This window comes from Methylorubrum suomiense (genome assembly GCF_022179765.1).
Lineage (GTDB): Bacteria > Pseudomonadota > Alphaproteobacteria > Rhizobiales > Beijerinckiaceae > Methylobacterium > Methylobacterium suomiense.
Genome location: NZ_BPRE01000005.1, coordinates 169994 through 183443 on the forward strand (window position 1 = coordinate 169994; position 13450 = coordinate 183443).

At 70.0% G+C, this 13450-nt stretch carries 13 protein-coding genes; 2 read left to right on the forward strand and 11 right to left on the reverse strand.

Annotation, left to right across the window (positions count from 1 at the left end; translation table 11 throughout):
- Positions 1–72 precede the first annotated feature (72 nt).
- Genes MFF26_RS09735 through MFF26_RS09745 form a run of 3 tightly spaced genes read right to left on the reverse strand, consistent with a single transcriptional unit; the run spans position 73 to position 2054 of the window.
- Positions 73–351: a hypothetical protein gene (locus tag MFF26_RS09735; protein WP_238307921.1), complete on the reverse strand. Its 279-nt coding sequence runs from the start codon at positions 349–351 to the stop codon at positions 73–75.
- A gap of 6 nt (positions 352–357) precedes the next feature.
- Positions 358–1359: a WD40 repeat domain-containing protein gene (locus MFF26_RS09740; RefSeq protein WP_238307922.1), complete on the reverse strand. Its 1002-nt coding sequence runs from the start codon at positions 1357–1359 to the stop codon at positions 358–360.
- 17 nt (positions 1360–1376) lie between these two features.
- Positions 1377–2054: a YoaK family protein gene (locus MFF26_RS09745; protein WP_238307923.1), complete on the reverse strand. Its 678-nt coding sequence runs from the start codon at positions 2052–2054 to the stop codon at positions 1377–1379.
- Between the two features lie 165 nt (positions 2055–2219).
- On the opposite strand from MFF26_RS09745, the gene MFF26_RS09750 reads away from it, so the two are divergent.
- Together MFF26_RS09750 and MFF26_RS09755 are read left to right on the forward strand one after the other, a co-directional pair.
- Positions 2220–2648: a response regulator gene (locus tag MFF26_RS09750; protein ID WP_137827567.1), complete on the forward strand. Its 429-nt coding sequence runs from the start codon at positions 2220–2222 to the stop codon at positions 2646–2648.
- Between the two features lie 31 nt (positions 2649–2679).
- Complete coding sequence (locus MFF26_RS09755) at positions 2680–3036, forward strand: photosystem reaction center subunit H (RefSeq protein ID WP_137827568.1); 357 nt, start codon at positions 2680–2682, stop codon at positions 3034–3036.
- Positions 3037–3043: 7 nt separating this feature from the next.
- On the opposite strand, the gene bioD is transcribed toward MFF26_RS09755, so the two are convergent.
- The 8 genes from bioD to ileS all read right to left on the reverse strand — a co-directional run bounded on the left by bioD (position 3044) and on the right by ileS (position 13280).
- Positions 3044–3715, reverse strand: coding sequence for a dethiobiotin synthase (gene bioD / locus MFF26_RS09760; protein WP_238307924.1), 672 nt, complete (start codon positions 3713–3715; stop codon positions 3044–3046).
- A gap of 207 nt (positions 3716–3922) precedes the next feature.
- Positions 3923–4696 (reverse strand): ferredoxin--NADP reductase, encoded by a 774-nt coding sequence (locus MFF26_RS09765; RefSeq protein ID WP_137827570.1) that lies wholly within the window; start codon positions 4694–4696, stop codon positions 3923–3925.
- A 167-nt stretch (positions 4697–4863) separates the two neighbouring features.
- On the reverse strand, positions 4864–5796 hold the full coding sequence (locus tag MFF26_RS09770; RefSeq protein ID WP_137827571.1) for a ring-cleaving dioxygenase: 933 nt from the start codon (positions 5794–5796) through the stop codon (positions 4864–4866).
- A gap of 144 nt (positions 5797–5940) precedes the next feature.
- Positions 5941–7224: a M16 family metallopeptidase gene (locus MFF26_RS09775; RefSeq protein WP_137827572.1), complete on the reverse strand. Its 1284-nt coding sequence runs from the start codon at positions 7222–7224 to the stop codon at positions 5941–5943.
- 69 nt (positions 7225–7293) lie between these two features.
- Complete coding sequence (locus tag MFF26_RS09780; RefSeq protein ID WP_238307925.1) at positions 7294–8676, reverse strand: M16 family metallopeptidase; 1383 nt, start codon at positions 8674–8676, stop codon at positions 7294–7296.
- A gap of 240 nt (positions 8677–8916) precedes the next feature.
- Positions 8917–9618, reverse strand: coding sequence for a hypothetical protein (locus tag MFF26_RS09785; protein WP_137827574.1), 702 nt, complete (start codon positions 9616–9618; stop codon positions 8917–8919).
- Positions 9619–9807: 189 nt separating this feature from the next.
- Positions 9808–10287, reverse strand: coding sequence for a signal peptidase II (lspA, locus tag MFF26_RS09790; protein WP_137827575.1), 480 nt, complete (start codon positions 10285–10287; stop codon positions 9808–9810).
- Positions 10284–13280: an isoleucine--tRNA ligase gene (ileS, locus tag MFF26_RS09795; protein ID WP_137827576.1), complete on the reverse strand. Its 2997-nt coding sequence runs from the start codon at positions 13278–13280 to the stop codon at positions 10284–10286. Before ileS ends, lspA begins: the two co-directional genes overlap by 4 nt.
- Between the last annotated feature and the right edge of the window lie 170 nt (positions 13281–13450).

The following is a 13450-nucleotide window of genomic DNA, read 5'->3' on the forward strand; positions in this document are numbered from 1 at the left end:
TCCTCGGGTCGCGCGTCGATCGACGCATTCCGGCAGTTAGGGCGCACGCCCCCTGCGGGGAGAGCGGGCCGCTCAGCCGCCCGCCGATTCCGGCGTCGCGATCGCGGCGGCGACCGCCGCCTCGTCGATCGCATCCATCGCCCCCGCGACCTTCACGGCGCGGGTCGGTTGACCCGGCGTCAGGATCAGGATCACCGTCTCGAAGCCGGGGCAAGCCGGATCGGCGCAGACGATCTCGCTGACGGTCATCGCCGTGTCCGGGCCGAAGCCGCCGGCCACGCGCGCCCAGCCCTCGACCCGCCGCCGGACCGAGGCGTCGGGCCGCGGACGCCGCCCTCCGAACAGAGCCATGCCGGGTCAAGCCGGGAGGGTTAGCACGCCGACCTGCCCATCGGCGCAGCCGATGGCGAGGCGCCGACCGGCCGCGTCCCAGGCCAGGGCCGAGACCCCGCCGCCCTTCGTGGCCGGACGAACCAGCAGTTCGGCGGCGTCGGTGAATCGCACGAGCAGCACGCAGCCATCCTCGTAGCCGATGGCGAGCACGGGCGATTTCGGGTGGAACGCCACCTGCGAGACCCGGGCCGGACGCACGCCGCATTCCCGCGGGGCCTTGCCGGTCGGCCCCTCCTTCGAGTCGAAGGGCCAGACGATGGCGGCCTCGGCCCCGCTGGTGGCGAGCCATTTCCCATCCGACGACCAGGACAGCGAGCGGATCTTGGCGGGGTAGCCCGACATCCGCATATGGCCGCGATCGGGCTGGAGGCGCCAGCCGTGCAGGGCGTTCTCCTGCATGGTCGAGACCACGAAGCGGCCGTCCAGCGACCATGTCACGTCGAGATGCGAGCCCTTCCACTCGATGAATTCCGCCGGCGTCTCGAGATTGGGGTACCAGAGGCTGACGCCGTTGTAGTGGGCGACGGCGAGGCGGTAGCCCTTGGGGGCGAAGGCGAGGCCCCGCGCCGTCGAGGGCGCGGTGAAGGTCTTCTCGCGGCCCTTGGCGTCGCGGGCGACGACGGCGCGCCCGCTGGCGAAGGCGACCGCCCCGTCCGGATGGAGCGCCAGGGCGTCGACCCATCCCTTGACCCGCGCCAGCTCTTCCGCGGTGCCCTTCGCATCGGTGGCGACCACGCGTCCATCGTCGCCGCCGCTCACGAGCCGCCGGGCCTCGCCGAGCGCCGACAGGATCGCCCCGTCCGGGTGGGCGGCCACGGCCTCGACCGCGCCGTCGCGCACCAGCAGCACCCGTCCGTCGCCGAGGGCGAGGGCGAGCACCTCGCCGAGCCAGCGCGCGGCGGTGACGTGGGCGTCCGCCGCGATCGGCGCGACATGCTCGGTGAGCGAGGGGGCGGAGACACTCATCCGGACCAACCTTTCTTCTAGAATCGTGACGGGGCTTGGCCGGAGCCGGGCCGAGCCGAGAGAACGACGAGACAGGCGCCGAGACAGAGCCCCCCGGCCACGCAGGCCGGAATCGCCAGCGCCGCGGCGCCGAGATGCGCGTGGGTGAGCGTACCGGCAACCGCCCCGATGAGCAGAGCGATCCAGACCGCGGCGTCGCCGAACCAGCCCATGCGCGGCGCGCGGCCGGCGAGTGCCAGGGCCGCCTTCTGCCCGAACGAGAACAGGGCGCCCGTGATAAAGGTGGTGCCAGCGCGAAACCCCTGCACATGGGCGAGCACGGCGTTCTGGCCGCCCATGGCAAGCGCCAGGAACAGCGAGGCGGTCCCGATATGGACGTCCTCGATCGCGGTGACGAGGGCCGCGGTGACCGCGACGGTCTCGAAGGCCAGCACCGCGGGCGTGACCCAGCGGGTAGGCGTGAGCGCCGCCAGCGCCCCGCCGGTCACGGCGCCGGTCAGAAAGGCGACGATCAGCACGGCGGGCAGCACGGCATGGAACAGGTCGCCGCGACCGAGGGCGACCGCGAACTGCGTCGTGTTTCCGCTCATGAACGATGTGTAGAACCCGCCCAGCCGGATGAAGCCCAGCGCGTCGATGAAGCCGGCGAGCATCGTCAGCACGACGCCGAAGCCGAGTTGCCAGCGGCGTGTCACGATTCGAACACGGCTCCGACGGCCGTCCCGTCAAGGTTAACCAACTGGTTACCAATTGCGCGCAAATCGAAGCAATCACGGTGAACGCGGGCCTCCACGGCCCCGTTGGTCCGGCGATCCGCAAGCTCGGCCGTTGCCCGAGCCCGGGTGAGTTGGAGTTCTGCCATGATCCCCTTCGCGTGCACCGCCGCCGCCCTGGCCCCGTCGTTCCCGTTCGCCCCCGGCGCCGGCGCCGGTACGATCCTGGTCGTCGAGGACGAGGCCTTCGTCTGCGAACTCGCCGCCGAGGCCCTGCTCGATGAGGGCTACCGGGTGCTGACCGCCGCCGATGCCGACGAAGCCGAGGCGATTCTGTCGAGCGAGCAGGTGGATCTGCTCTTCACCGATATCGATCTCGCCCGCAACACGAACGGGATCGCCCTGGCTCACCGCGCCCGCCGCTCCCTGCCGCGCCTGCCGGTGGTCTATACTTCGGGCGGACGCGACGGCCTGTCGCCGACCGAGGCCGTCTCCCGCTCCGTGTTCGTGCCCAAGCCTTACCGCACCGCGCAGATCGTGGCCGTAACCAACGACCTGCTGCGCAGCCGCGGCTGACGATCTCTCCTCCGAGCCAACGAGCCCTCCCATGCGCCGCCCCCTCGCCTGCGCCCTCTTCCTGCTCGCACTGACCCCCTCGGCGCAGGCCGCCTGCGCCGTCGAGGATGCCGGGCTCGAGCCGGCCATCGCCGCCAAGAAGGAATTGCAGGAGGCCAAGAACGCCCAGGTGGTGCGTGATCTGCGCACCCTGCGCGACGCCGCCATCGTGCTCGAGTCCTACGGCTTCCCCAAGGAATGCAAGGAACTCGTCGGCATCCTCAAGGAGCTGACCGCCAATCCCGACGGTACGATCAAGCGCAGCAGCGACACCGACGAGGAGAAGGCGGAGGAAATTCAGGAATCCCGCGAGCCCAAGGCCGGTCCGAAGGATCCGCGGGCGCGGTAGGTCCCGCTCAGACGAGGTTGCCGGGGAAGTCGCCCCCGCGGCGGACGATCCCGACCGTCACGCCGCCGTGCCGGGCGATGGCTGCGGCGACCGTCTCCGGCGAGGTCGGTGCCCCCTCGCTCTCGCTGACGGCGACGCCGCTCAACGTCACGCCATGCGCTCGCAGCGTCTCGACCGCGGTCAGCGCGTGGCTGATCGCGCCGAGATAGCTTCCCGAGACGAGAAGCGCGGGCAGGCCCAGCGCCTTCAGCCAGTCGAGCCCGGTCGCCGCATCCGTCACCGGGCTCATCACCCCACCGACGCCCTCGATCAGAACGGTCTCATCGGCCTCCGCCTCACCCAGCCGTGCCCGGCACCAGCCGACGAGGTCGTCGAAGGCGAGGCTGCGCCCCTCGCGCGCCGCGGCGAGATCAGGGGCGAGCGGGGCGGCGAAGCGCCAGGGCGAGCAGGCGTCGACCGCAACGGGGGTGATCGCGATGTCCTGCGCGGCGAGCAGCCGACCAGTGTCGCTCTCGGCGAAGGTGGGGTCGTGCAGGGGAGGCACACCGCTGGCGAGCGGCTTCAGGGCGCGGACGCGGCGCCCTTTCGCGCGGAGTGACCGGACGAGGGCGGCGGTGACGTAGGTTTTTCCAATTTCCGTGCCGGCGCCGGCGATGAACAGGGCGGGCGGAAGCGGCATGGCGGCTCGGGAGGACCTTGACTGACGATCGTCCTACCCACCCCCTCATCCTGAGGTGTCGCGAAGCGGCCTCGAAGGAGGGCTCCAGTTCGCGCTACGATTTCTGGAGCCCTCCTTCGAGGCCTCCGCTTCGCTTCGGCACCTCAGGATGAGGGGATGGGTAGGAGCATGGATGGAGACGGCGGCGCGCCGCTCCACTCCCCAAAATCACTTCTCGACGAAGGCCTTCTCGATCACGTAATGGGCCGCCTCGCCGTGATTGCCTTCCTCGTAGCCGAGGCCGGTCAGCATCTCGCGGGTGTCCTTGATCATCTCCGGCGAGCCGCACAGCATGAAGCGGTCGTTCTCGATCGACATCGGCGGCAGGCCGATATCCTCGAACAGCTTGCCCGAGGTCATCAGGTCGGTGATGCGGCCACGATTGCGGAACGGCTCGCGGGTGACCGTCGGGTAGTAGATCAGCTGATTCGAGATCATCTCGCCGAGGAACTCGTGGTTCGGCAGGGTCTCGGTGATGGTCTCGCCATAGGCCAGTTCCTGCACCTGACGGCAGCCATGGACCAGCACGACCTTCTCGAAGCGCTCGTAGGTCTCCGGGTCCTTGATGATCGACATGAACGGGGCCAGCCCCGTGCCGGTGCCGAGCAGATAGAGGTGCTTGCCGGGCAGGAGATTGTCGAGGACCAGCGTACCGGTCGGCTTCTTGCCGACCATGATCGGGTCGCCGATCTTCAAATGCTGGAGCTTGCTGGTGAGCGGGCCGTTCGGCACCTTGATCGAGAAGAACTCCAGCTCCTCCTCGTAATTGGCCGAGGCCACCGAATAGGCCCGCAGGAGCGGGCGCCCCTCGACCTCGATGCCGATCATCGTGAATTCGCCGTTGCGAAAGCGGAACGAGGGATCGCGGGTGGTGCGGAAGGAAAAGAGGGTGTCGGTCCAATGGTGGACGGAGAGGACGCGCTCCTCGTAGTACTTGCTCATCGGCCGCGGGCTTCCCGAATCTTCAGCGTCGAACGCGGGGTCATCTCGCAGTTGCAGCATCCCCGTCAAGACGCAGGGATGCCACAGACACGGGATTATGCCTTTGTCTGGAACTGTTCTTGAAACGACGCCTGCCTGCCCTCGGCAGGGCGCATCGAATGCGGCCGTTACAGCGGCTTCAGCCCTGCCTCGATCTCGGCCCGGCGCGGCTCCAGGAAGGGGGGAAGGGCGAGGCGCTCGCCGAGCGTCTCCATCGGCTCGTCGGTGGCGAAGCCGGGGCCGTCGGTGGCGATCTCGAACAGGATGCCGTTGGGCTCGCGGAAGTAGAGGCTGCGGAAATAGTAGCGGTCCACCGGGCCGCTGGACGGGACCCGGCGCTGCCGGAGCCGATCGGCCCAGGCATCGTAATCCGCATCCGGCACCCGGAAGGCGACATGGTGGACGCAGCCGGCGCCCTGGCGGGCGGGCGCCGCGGTATCCTGCAGGAGATGGACCTCCGCCGCCGGGCCGCCCGGCCCGGTCTCGAACACCGTCACCTGCCCTTCGGGCAGTTCGAAGGTGCGGGACCGGCGAAAGCCCATAATCTCGGTCAGCACCGCCGCCGTGCGCTCGGGTTGGGCCACGGCGAGACGAATCGGGCCGAGTCCGCGGATCTGGTGGGCGGCCGGAACCGGGCTTGCCTCCCAGGGATGGGCCTCGCCCGCGCCGCCGTCGTCGATCAGGCTGAGGCGCTGCCCCTCACCATCCTCGAAATCGAGGGTGAGGCGCCCGTCGCGCATCACCGCCGGATGGTGATCTACCCCCTGGCGCCCGAAATGTTCGCGCCACCAATCGAGCGTCCCATCCCCCGAGACGCGAAAGGCGGTGCGCGCGACGCTGTTGGTGCCGCGACGCTCGGGCGGCGCCGGCCAGTCGAAGAAGGTGAGGTCGGAGCCCGGCGAGGCGCGCCCGTCGGCATAGAACAGGTGGTAGGCCGAGACGTCGTCCTGATTGACCGTCTTCTTGACGAGCCTCAGGCCCAACACCCGCGTGTAGAAGGCGAGGTTGTCGGCCGCCTGCGCCGTGACGGCGGTGACGTGGTGAAGTCCGGTGAGTTGCATCGCGTGCCTCGCGGGGAAAGCCGGTAGGCTTGCAGATAGGCAATCGAGCCGGGAGCCCAAGGCATCACCCGTCCTGAACGTGAAACGAAAAGGCTGGCACCGCGTCCCCGCGTGCCGGCCCTAGACGTCCAAAAGCGTGCCGCCTTACATCCCCGTCGGCCGCCCGGCGGCCACCACCAGCATCTTGCCGTCGCCGAGGGTGCGGGCGCCGGCGCGGCGAATATCCGCCTGGGTCACGCTCGCCACGAGGTCGTTGCGGCGGGCGATATAGTCCATGCCGAGCCCCTCGAAGGCGATCTGCACGAGCTGGCCGGCGATCTTGGTCGAGGTGTCGAAGCCCAGGGCGTAGGACCCGGTGAGGTAATCCTTGGCCTTCTGCAGTTCCTCGTCGGAGGGACCGTCGGTGATGAGACGGGAAATCTCGTCGCCGATCACGTCGAGGGCCTCGGTCACCCGCTCGTTCTTGGTCGCGGTGTAGCCCCAGGTCATCGCGACCGCCCGGTGCGAGGTCAGCGAGGTGCCGACCGTGTAGGCGAGCCCGCGCTTCTCGCGCACTTCCTGGAACAGGCGCGAGGTGAAGGCGCCGCCACCCAGGATGTGATTCAGCACGTAGGCCGGGATGAAGTCCGGATCGCGCCACGCGATGCCCGGCAGGCCGAAGCGGATCACCGATTGCGGCACGTCGAGATCGACGACGATGCGCCGGTCGAGTGCGTGGATGCGGGTCGGCGGCACCGGCTTGAGCGGCCCGGCCTCCGGCAATCCGCCGAAGGCGCGCGCGACCATGGCCGCGATGCCGTCCGCGTCGAAGGCACCGACGGCGGCGACCTTCAGCCCGCCGCGGCCGATCAGGGCCCGGTGCATCGCCACGAGGTCGTCGCGGGTGATGGCCGAGACGCTCTCGATCGTTCCCGAGGACGGGCGGCTGTAGGGATGGCCCGGAAAGGCTTCGCGGAAGTACCGGCGGGAGGCCATCACCCCGGGGTCGTTCTGCTGATAGCGCAGGCTCGCGATCATCTGCGCCCGCACCCGCTCGATGGCCGGGGCATCGAAACGCGGCTCGGCGAGGGCCATCGCCAGGAGGCGGATCGCCTCGTCGGCATGGGTCAGCAGGGTCTTGAGCGAGCCGCCGATCGAGTCGGGACCGGTGTGGAAGCTCAACTCGATCGCCCGGGCCGCGAGCGCTTCCTGGAAGGCGTCGGAATCGAGGTCGCCCGCGCCCTCGTCGAGCAGGCGCCCGAGCATCTGCGCGGTGCCGGACTTGCCCTCCGGATCCTGCGCCGCCCCGCCTTCGAAGGTGAAGGACAGGGCGATCATCGGCACCACGGGCGAGGCGACGTGCCATGCCTCGATGCCGGGGGCGGCCGCCACCGGCAGCGCCTGGGTCGGCGAGGTCGCGGCGCGGGTGCCAGTCTCGGCGAGGTTCATCGGTACGTCCTTGATTCAATATCGAGGGGCGCCACGCTCAGGGCGCCGAGAAAGGGGCGGAGGGCTGCGTCAGGCCAGGGTGACCTCGGGGTCGCGGGCCTTGGTGAGGTAGCCGGTCACCGAGCGGGCGGGCACGAGGTAACGGGCGGCCACCGCCACGAGGCGGTCGCGGGTCACCGCCTCGATGTCGGTCGGCCAGCGGCGCACCTCCTCGACGGTCTCGCCGATGGCGAGGGCCGAGCCGTAGATGCGGGCGAGCGAGGATTGCGAATCCGACGAATAGACCGTCTCGGCCACGAGCCGGATCTTGGCCCGCTCGATCGCCTCCGGGTCGAGGGCCTCGGCCGCGCGGCGCAGCACGCGGTCGACATGCTCCTCCAAGGCCTCGAGGCTCACGCCCTCGGCGGGCACCGCGTAGACCGCGAAGCGCGTGTCGTCCATCGCCGAGCCCATGTACCAAGCGCCCGCATTCACCGCGACGCCGAGTTCGAGCACCAGCTGGCGGTAGAGGAACGAGGTCGCGCCGCCGCCGATCACCTCGGCGAGCAGCTCGAGGGCGTGGCCCTCGCCGTCGCGGGCGGTCATGCAGGAGGGGGTGAGGTAGAGCCGCTGCAGGGTCGGCTGCTCGACCTTCGGGTCGGCGACGGCGAGGCGCCGCATCGCCCGCGGCTCCGGCTCGCGCGGACGGTGGCGGATCGGGCGCGCGCCCTGCGGCGTCACCCTGCCGTAGGTGTCCTCGGCGAGGCGCCGGACCTCGTCGGGCGTCACGTCGCCCGCGACGACGAGGATCGCGTTCTCGGGGGTGTAGAAGCGGCGATAGTAATCGATCGCGTGGGTGCGGTTCAGTTCCTCGATCTCGTGCATCCAGCCGATGATCGGGATGCCGTAGGGATGGTGCACGAACAGCGAGGCCGCCATGGCCTCGGAGAGCTGGGCGGACGGATCGGTCTCGACCCGCATGCGGCGCTCCTCCAGCACCACGTCGCGCTCGGGCGCCACCACGGCATCGTCGAGGACGAGGCCGCTCATCCGGTCGGCCTCGAATTCCATCATGGTCGCGAGATGATCGCGGGCGACGCGCTGGAAATAGGCGGTGTAGTCGTAGCTGGTGAAGGCGTTCTCCTGGCCGCCGAGACCCGAAACCGCCTTCGAGAAGGCGCCGGCCGGGTGCCGCTCCGTCCCCTTGAACATCAGGTGCTCGAGGAAGTGGGCAATGCCCGACTGGCCGATCGGATCATCGGCCGAGCCGTTGCGGTACCAGATCATGTGGGTCGCCACCGGGGCGCGGTGATCGGGCACCACCACGACGTCGAGGCCGTTGTCGAGGGCGAAGGCCGAGACCTCCGGTCCGCCCGCCTCGGATCGCCCGAACGGGGCGGCCTCCACCCGACCGGCATGCGCGAAGCCGCGCTGCGGTCCCAGAGGGGTGATGGCCTTCCGGTAGAGATGCATTGTCTGTTCCTGTGCGAGGGCACTTCCGCCCGTCCGCGCTTTCCGTCCCGAATGCCCGGCATTCTCCCGAGAATTGATGCCGGGCGCAAATACCGTACCGCGCGTCGTGTCCGCGCGGCCACTTCCCATCGTTCCGTCGGTGAATCGCCGCCGCACCAGGGCGGGATTCGGTGCCGAAACGGGACGCTCGCCGACAAAGGGGCATGGGCCCCAGCGGCGGCTTCCGTCTCGTCCCGTGCCTCAGTAACGGCCCGGGCTTCTCAGATAGGCACGCGGATCGGCTTCTTCACGATCGCTGATCGGGCCACCCACCGGCGTGCCCTGCGGCTTGGCGACCTTGACGGGGGCCTTCCGGTAGCCGTTGGGCGGGTCGGTCAAGGTGTCGCGGTCGGGCTCGGCCACGGACGGCTCGGTCTTCTCGGCCTTGCCGCTGAAGATCTCGAACGGATTGAGCCAGGTCGAGTCGCGGGTGTCGCCCTGTCCGGGCGTTCCCGCCGGGCCGGTCAGCCCGCCCGCGCCGGCCTTCCGGCCGGCCTCCATCTCGTAGATCGAGAGCGTCTCGTTGTTGTCGTTCATGCGGCCCTGGGCGCCGCGGACGATCGGCTTCTTCGCCTCGATGGCGGCGCGCTCCCGCTGGATCACCTCGGGATCCTTCGGCCAGGCCGGATCGGCCTGACGGGCACGGGGCACCGGCAACCCGGCGGTGAGATCCTGCTGGCCGCCGAGCTTGGGCGGCATGGCGAGGGGTGCGCGCTCACGGTAGGTGATGGCGGGGCGCTCGGGCTCAATCAGGCCCATGCCGCTCAGCGCGTCGCGCATCAGCTCGCCCTCGGCCCAGGCCGGTGCGGCGGTCGCGAGACAGACGGACAGACCCGCACTGGCCAGAAGATACCGGACGGCCGGAGACGCCCAGGCCACAGACACACCGCGCCGACCGCTCATCTCGCCCTCTCCCGCCTTCGGGCCGGCTCTCTGGCGGAGCCGGTCGGCCGGACCGTGTTCCGGACGTTGTGCCCCGATCCCCAGGGACGGGGTGGGCCGGGTTTCGGGCGATCATATGGCAGGGGAGCGCTTTGCCGCACCCGCCCGCCGATCACGGGTTGAAAACCGTCCGGCCGCGCGACCGACCCGTCAGGAATGGCGGCGCGAGGCCGGGAGTAGGCTGTCGAGGATCAGACCGACGACGCCGGCCACGATGGCGGCATCCGCCACGTTGAACACGTACCAGGACCACGTGCCCGCATGCAGGTGGACGAAGTCGAACACGGCCCCGTAGGCCGCCCGGTCAATGGCGTTGCCGAGCGCGCCGCCGACGATGAGCCCGAGGGCGACGGCCAGGAGCCGCGTGGCCGCACGGCTCATCCAGACCGACAGGCCGACCGAGGCCACGAGCGAGAGCGCGACGAGGAGCCAGCGCCCGAGCCCGCCCTCCTGCTGGAACAGACCGTAGGAGATGCCCCGGTTCCACACGACGACGAGATCGGCGAAGGGGGCGACCCGCCACGGCCCGGTCATCACGAGATCGGTGCCGAAATACAGCCCGAGCTTCGTGGCTTGGTCGAGCAGCAGCGTGACGAGGGCGGCGAGCAGCCCGGCGCGGAACGGGCTCACGCCGCGCCCGCCTCCGGGTGCACCGCATTCGCGTGCGCCGCATCCCACTCGCGCAGGGCCTGGGCGTCGCGGGGCGTCACGTCGGGATAGTCCGGATCGGCGCCGACCGACTCGGTGACGCGCCAGGACCGGGCGCATTTGCGCCCTTCCGCCCGCTCCGGCACCACCGCGACGCCCTTCACGTCGTCGAGGCGGAAGGCCTCGGCCGGCCCCTCGCCCGCACGGACCGTGATGGCGGAGGTGATGCAGACCTCCGCGAAATCGACGCCGTCGAGCGCCCCGAGCAGGTCGGGATCGGACACGTAGACGACGGGCGCCGCCTCCAAGCTCGCGCCGATGCGCTTGGCCGCCCGCTCGATCTCGAGCGCGCCGGTCACGACCCGGCGCACGCGCCGGATCTTCTGCCAGCGCGCGGCGAGCGCGTCGTCGCGCCACGCGGCATCCGTCTGCGGCAGGGTCTGGAGATGGACCGAGCCGTCCTCCGAGGGCGAGCGGTCGAGCCAAGCCTCCTCCGCGGTGAAGGCGAGAACCGGCGCGAGCCAGACCGTGACGCGCGCGAAGGCCGCATCGATGACCTGCAGCGACGCCCGCCGGGTCACCGACGAGATCGGGTCGCAGTAGAGCGCATCCTTGCGCACGTCGAAGTAGAAGGCCGAGAGGTCGCCGGTCATGAAGCCGTTGAGCAGGGCCACGATCCGCTTGGTGTCGTAGGTCGCGTAGCCCTCGCGGATCTCTCCGTCGAGCTGGGCCAGGCGGTGCAGGATCAGGCGCTCCAGTTCCGGCATCTCGGCGAACGGGACGTCGTCGCCCGGCACCCGGTGGGCGAGGGAACCGAGCATCCAGCGCAGGGAATTGCGCAGCTTGCGGTAGGTCTCGGCGAAGGTTTTGACGATCTCCGGGCCGATCCGCAGATCGTCCGAGTAATCGGAGGCCGCGACCCACAGGCGCAGGATGTCGGCGCCGGATTCCTTGATGACGGTCTGGGGCGCGACGACGTTGCCCTTCGACTTCGACATCTTCTCGCCCTTGGGGTCGAGGACGAAGCCGTGGGTCAGCACCACGTCGTAGGGCGCGTGGCCCTTGGTGCCGCAGGATTCGAGCAGCGAGGATTGGAACCAGCCGCGATGCTGGTCGGAGCCCTCCAGATACATCACCCGGTCGGGCCCGCCATCGACGGCGCGGCGAATGCCGGCAAGGCCCGGAAAGGCCTGCGCGTCGTCGAGGACGAAGGCGTGGGTCGAGCCGGAATCGAACCAGACGTCGAGGACGTCCGTTACCTTCTGGTAGGCGGCCGGATCGTGTTCGGGGGCGAGGAAGCGGGCGGTTGCGTCCTCGGCGAACCACGCATCGGCCCCCTCGGCGGCGAAGGCCTCGGCGATCCGGGCGTTGACCGCCGCGTCGCGCAGCACCTCGCCGCTGTCCTTATGGACGAACACCGTGATCGGCACGCCCCAGGCGCGCTGGCGCGAGACCACCCAATCGGGCCGGCCGGAGACCATCCCGTTGATGCGGTTCTTGCCCTGGGGCGGGACCCATTGCGTGTCCTCGATCGCCTGGAGGGCGACCTCCCGCAGGGTGCGATTGCCGAGCGCGTCCACCGGCCGATCCATGGCGATGAACCATTGCGGCGTGTTGCGGAAGATGACCGGCTTCTTCGAGCGCCAGGAATGCGGGTATTGGTGGCGCAGCACGCCGCGGGCCACGAGGGCGCCCGCCTCGGTCAGGGCGGCGATGACCGCCTTGTTGGCATCGCCCTTGTCGCCCTTGTCGTTGAAGACGCGCCGGCCCGTGAAGCCCGGCGCCTCCTTGGTGAGGGCGCCGTCGGCATCGACGGTGTAGGGAATGCGGGTCTCGATGCCGGCCTCGGTGAGGCGACGGCCATTGGCCATCCAGACCTCGAAATCCTCGCGGCCATGGCTCGGCGCCGTGTGGACGAAGCCGGTTCCGGCCTCGTCGGTGACGTGCTCGCCGTCGAGCATCGGCACAGCGAAGCCGTAGCCCGGATCGAAGGACGCGAGGGGGTGCGACAGGGTCAGGCCGGCCAGGCGTTCGGTCGGCGCGTCCGCGACCCGTTCGAAGGCCTCGACGCGGGCGGCCCTGAACACGCCCTCGGCCAGCGCATCGGCGAGCAGGTAGGTGTCGCCGATGCGGGCCCAATTGTCCTCGGCCGCCGTGGTCACCCGGTAGAGGCCGTAGGCGACCTTCTTGGAATAGGCGACGGCGCGGTTGCCGGGGATCGTCCAGGGCGTGGTCGTCCAGATGACGACGCGGGCGCCGGACCATTCCGCCGGAGCCCCGGCGCGGATCGGGAAGGCGACGAAGATCGTGTCGCTGACATGCTCCTCGTACTCGACCTCGGCTTCCGCCAGAGCGGTCTTCTCGACCACGGACCACATCACCGGCTTCGAGCCGCGATAGAGCTGGCCGCTCGCCGCAAATTTCATGAGTTCGGCGGCGATGCGCGCCTCGGCCGGATAGGCCATGGTCGAGTAGGGTCGATCCCAGTCGCCGGTGACGCCCAGGCGCTTGAACTCGTCCCGCTGGACGTTCAGCCATTCCGCCGCGAAGGCCCGGCATTGCTGGCGGAACTCCAGCACCGGCACCTCGTCCTTGTTCTTGCCCTTGGCGCGGTACTGCTCCTCGATCTTCCACTCGATCGGCAGGCCGTGACAATCCCAGCCGGGCACGTAATCGGCGTCGTGGCCGAGCGCCCCCTGCGAGCGGACGATCACGTCCTTGAGGATCTTGTTGAGCGCGTGCCCGATATGGATGTTGCCGTTGGCGTAGGGCGGGCCGTCATGGAGCACGAAGCGCGGGCGGCCCTTCGCGGCCTCCCGGATCCTCTCGTACAGGCCGATCCTCGCCCAGCGCTCCAAGAGGAGCGGCTCGCGGGCTGGCAGGCCGGCGCGCATGGGGAACTCGGTCTTCGGCAGGAAGAGGGTCTTGGAATAGTCGCGGGCGGCCGCGGCGGCGGCATCGGGCTGGTCGCTCATGGCGGATTCGGCGTCTTCTTCAGGCTCGACGGGCGAGATGGGGCGGGGCGGGCACAGGATCACCCGGCATCCGGCGGCCGCCAGGAGGCGGTGCCTACGCGGAGGCCGGGCCGGTAATTCGCGACGCCGAGGGGATCAAGCCGAACATGGAAGCGCTTCTAGAATGCGCT

Excerpts from the sequence above, each read along its gene's own strand:
- MFF26_RS09735 (WP_238307921.1), bottom strand. The coding sequence starts at position 351 with ATGGCTCTGTTCGGAGGGCGGCGTCCGCGGCCCGACGCCTCGGTCCGG.
- MFF26_RS09740 (WP_238307922.1), bottom strand. The coding sequence starts at position 1,359 with ATGAGTGTCTCCGCCCCCTCGCTCACCGAGCATGTCGCGCCGATCGCG.
- MFF26_RS09750 (WP_137827567.1), top strand. The coding sequence starts at position 2,220 with ATGATCCCCTTCGCGTGCACCGCCGCCGCCCTGGCCCCGTCGTTCCCG.
- MFF26_RS09755 (WP_137827568.1), top strand. The coding sequence starts at position 2,680 with ATGCGCCGCCCCCTCGCCTGCGCCCTCTTCCTGCTCGCACTGACCCCC.
- bioD (WP_238307924.1), bottom strand. The coding sequence starts at position 3,715 with ATGCCGCTTCCGCCCGCCCTGTTCATCGCCGGCGCCGGCACGGAAATT.
- MFF26_RS09765 (WP_137827570.1), bottom strand. The coding sequence starts at position 4,696 with ATGAGCAAGTACTACGAGGAGCGCGTCCTCTCCGTCCACCATTGGACC.
- MFF26_RS09770 (WP_137827571.1), bottom strand. The coding sequence starts at position 5,796 with ATGCAACTCACCGGACTTCACCACGTCACCGCCGTCACGGCGCAGGCG.
- MFF26_RS09775 (WP_137827572.1), bottom strand. The coding sequence starts at position 7,224 with ATGAACCTCGCCGAGACTGGCACCCGCGCCGCGACCTCGCCGACCCAG.
- MFF26_RS09780 (WP_238307925.1), bottom strand. The coding sequence starts at position 8,676 with ATGCATCTCTACCGGAAGGCCATCACCCCTCTGGGACCGCAGCGCGGC.
- MFF26_RS09785 (WP_137827574.1), bottom strand. The coding sequence starts at position 9,618 with ATGAGCGGTCGGCGCGGTGTGTCTGTGGCCTGGGCGTCTCCGGCCGTC.
- ileS (WP_137827576.1), bottom strand. The coding sequence starts at position 13,280 with ATGAGCGACCAGCCCGATGCCGCCGCCGCGGCCGCCCGCGACTATTCC.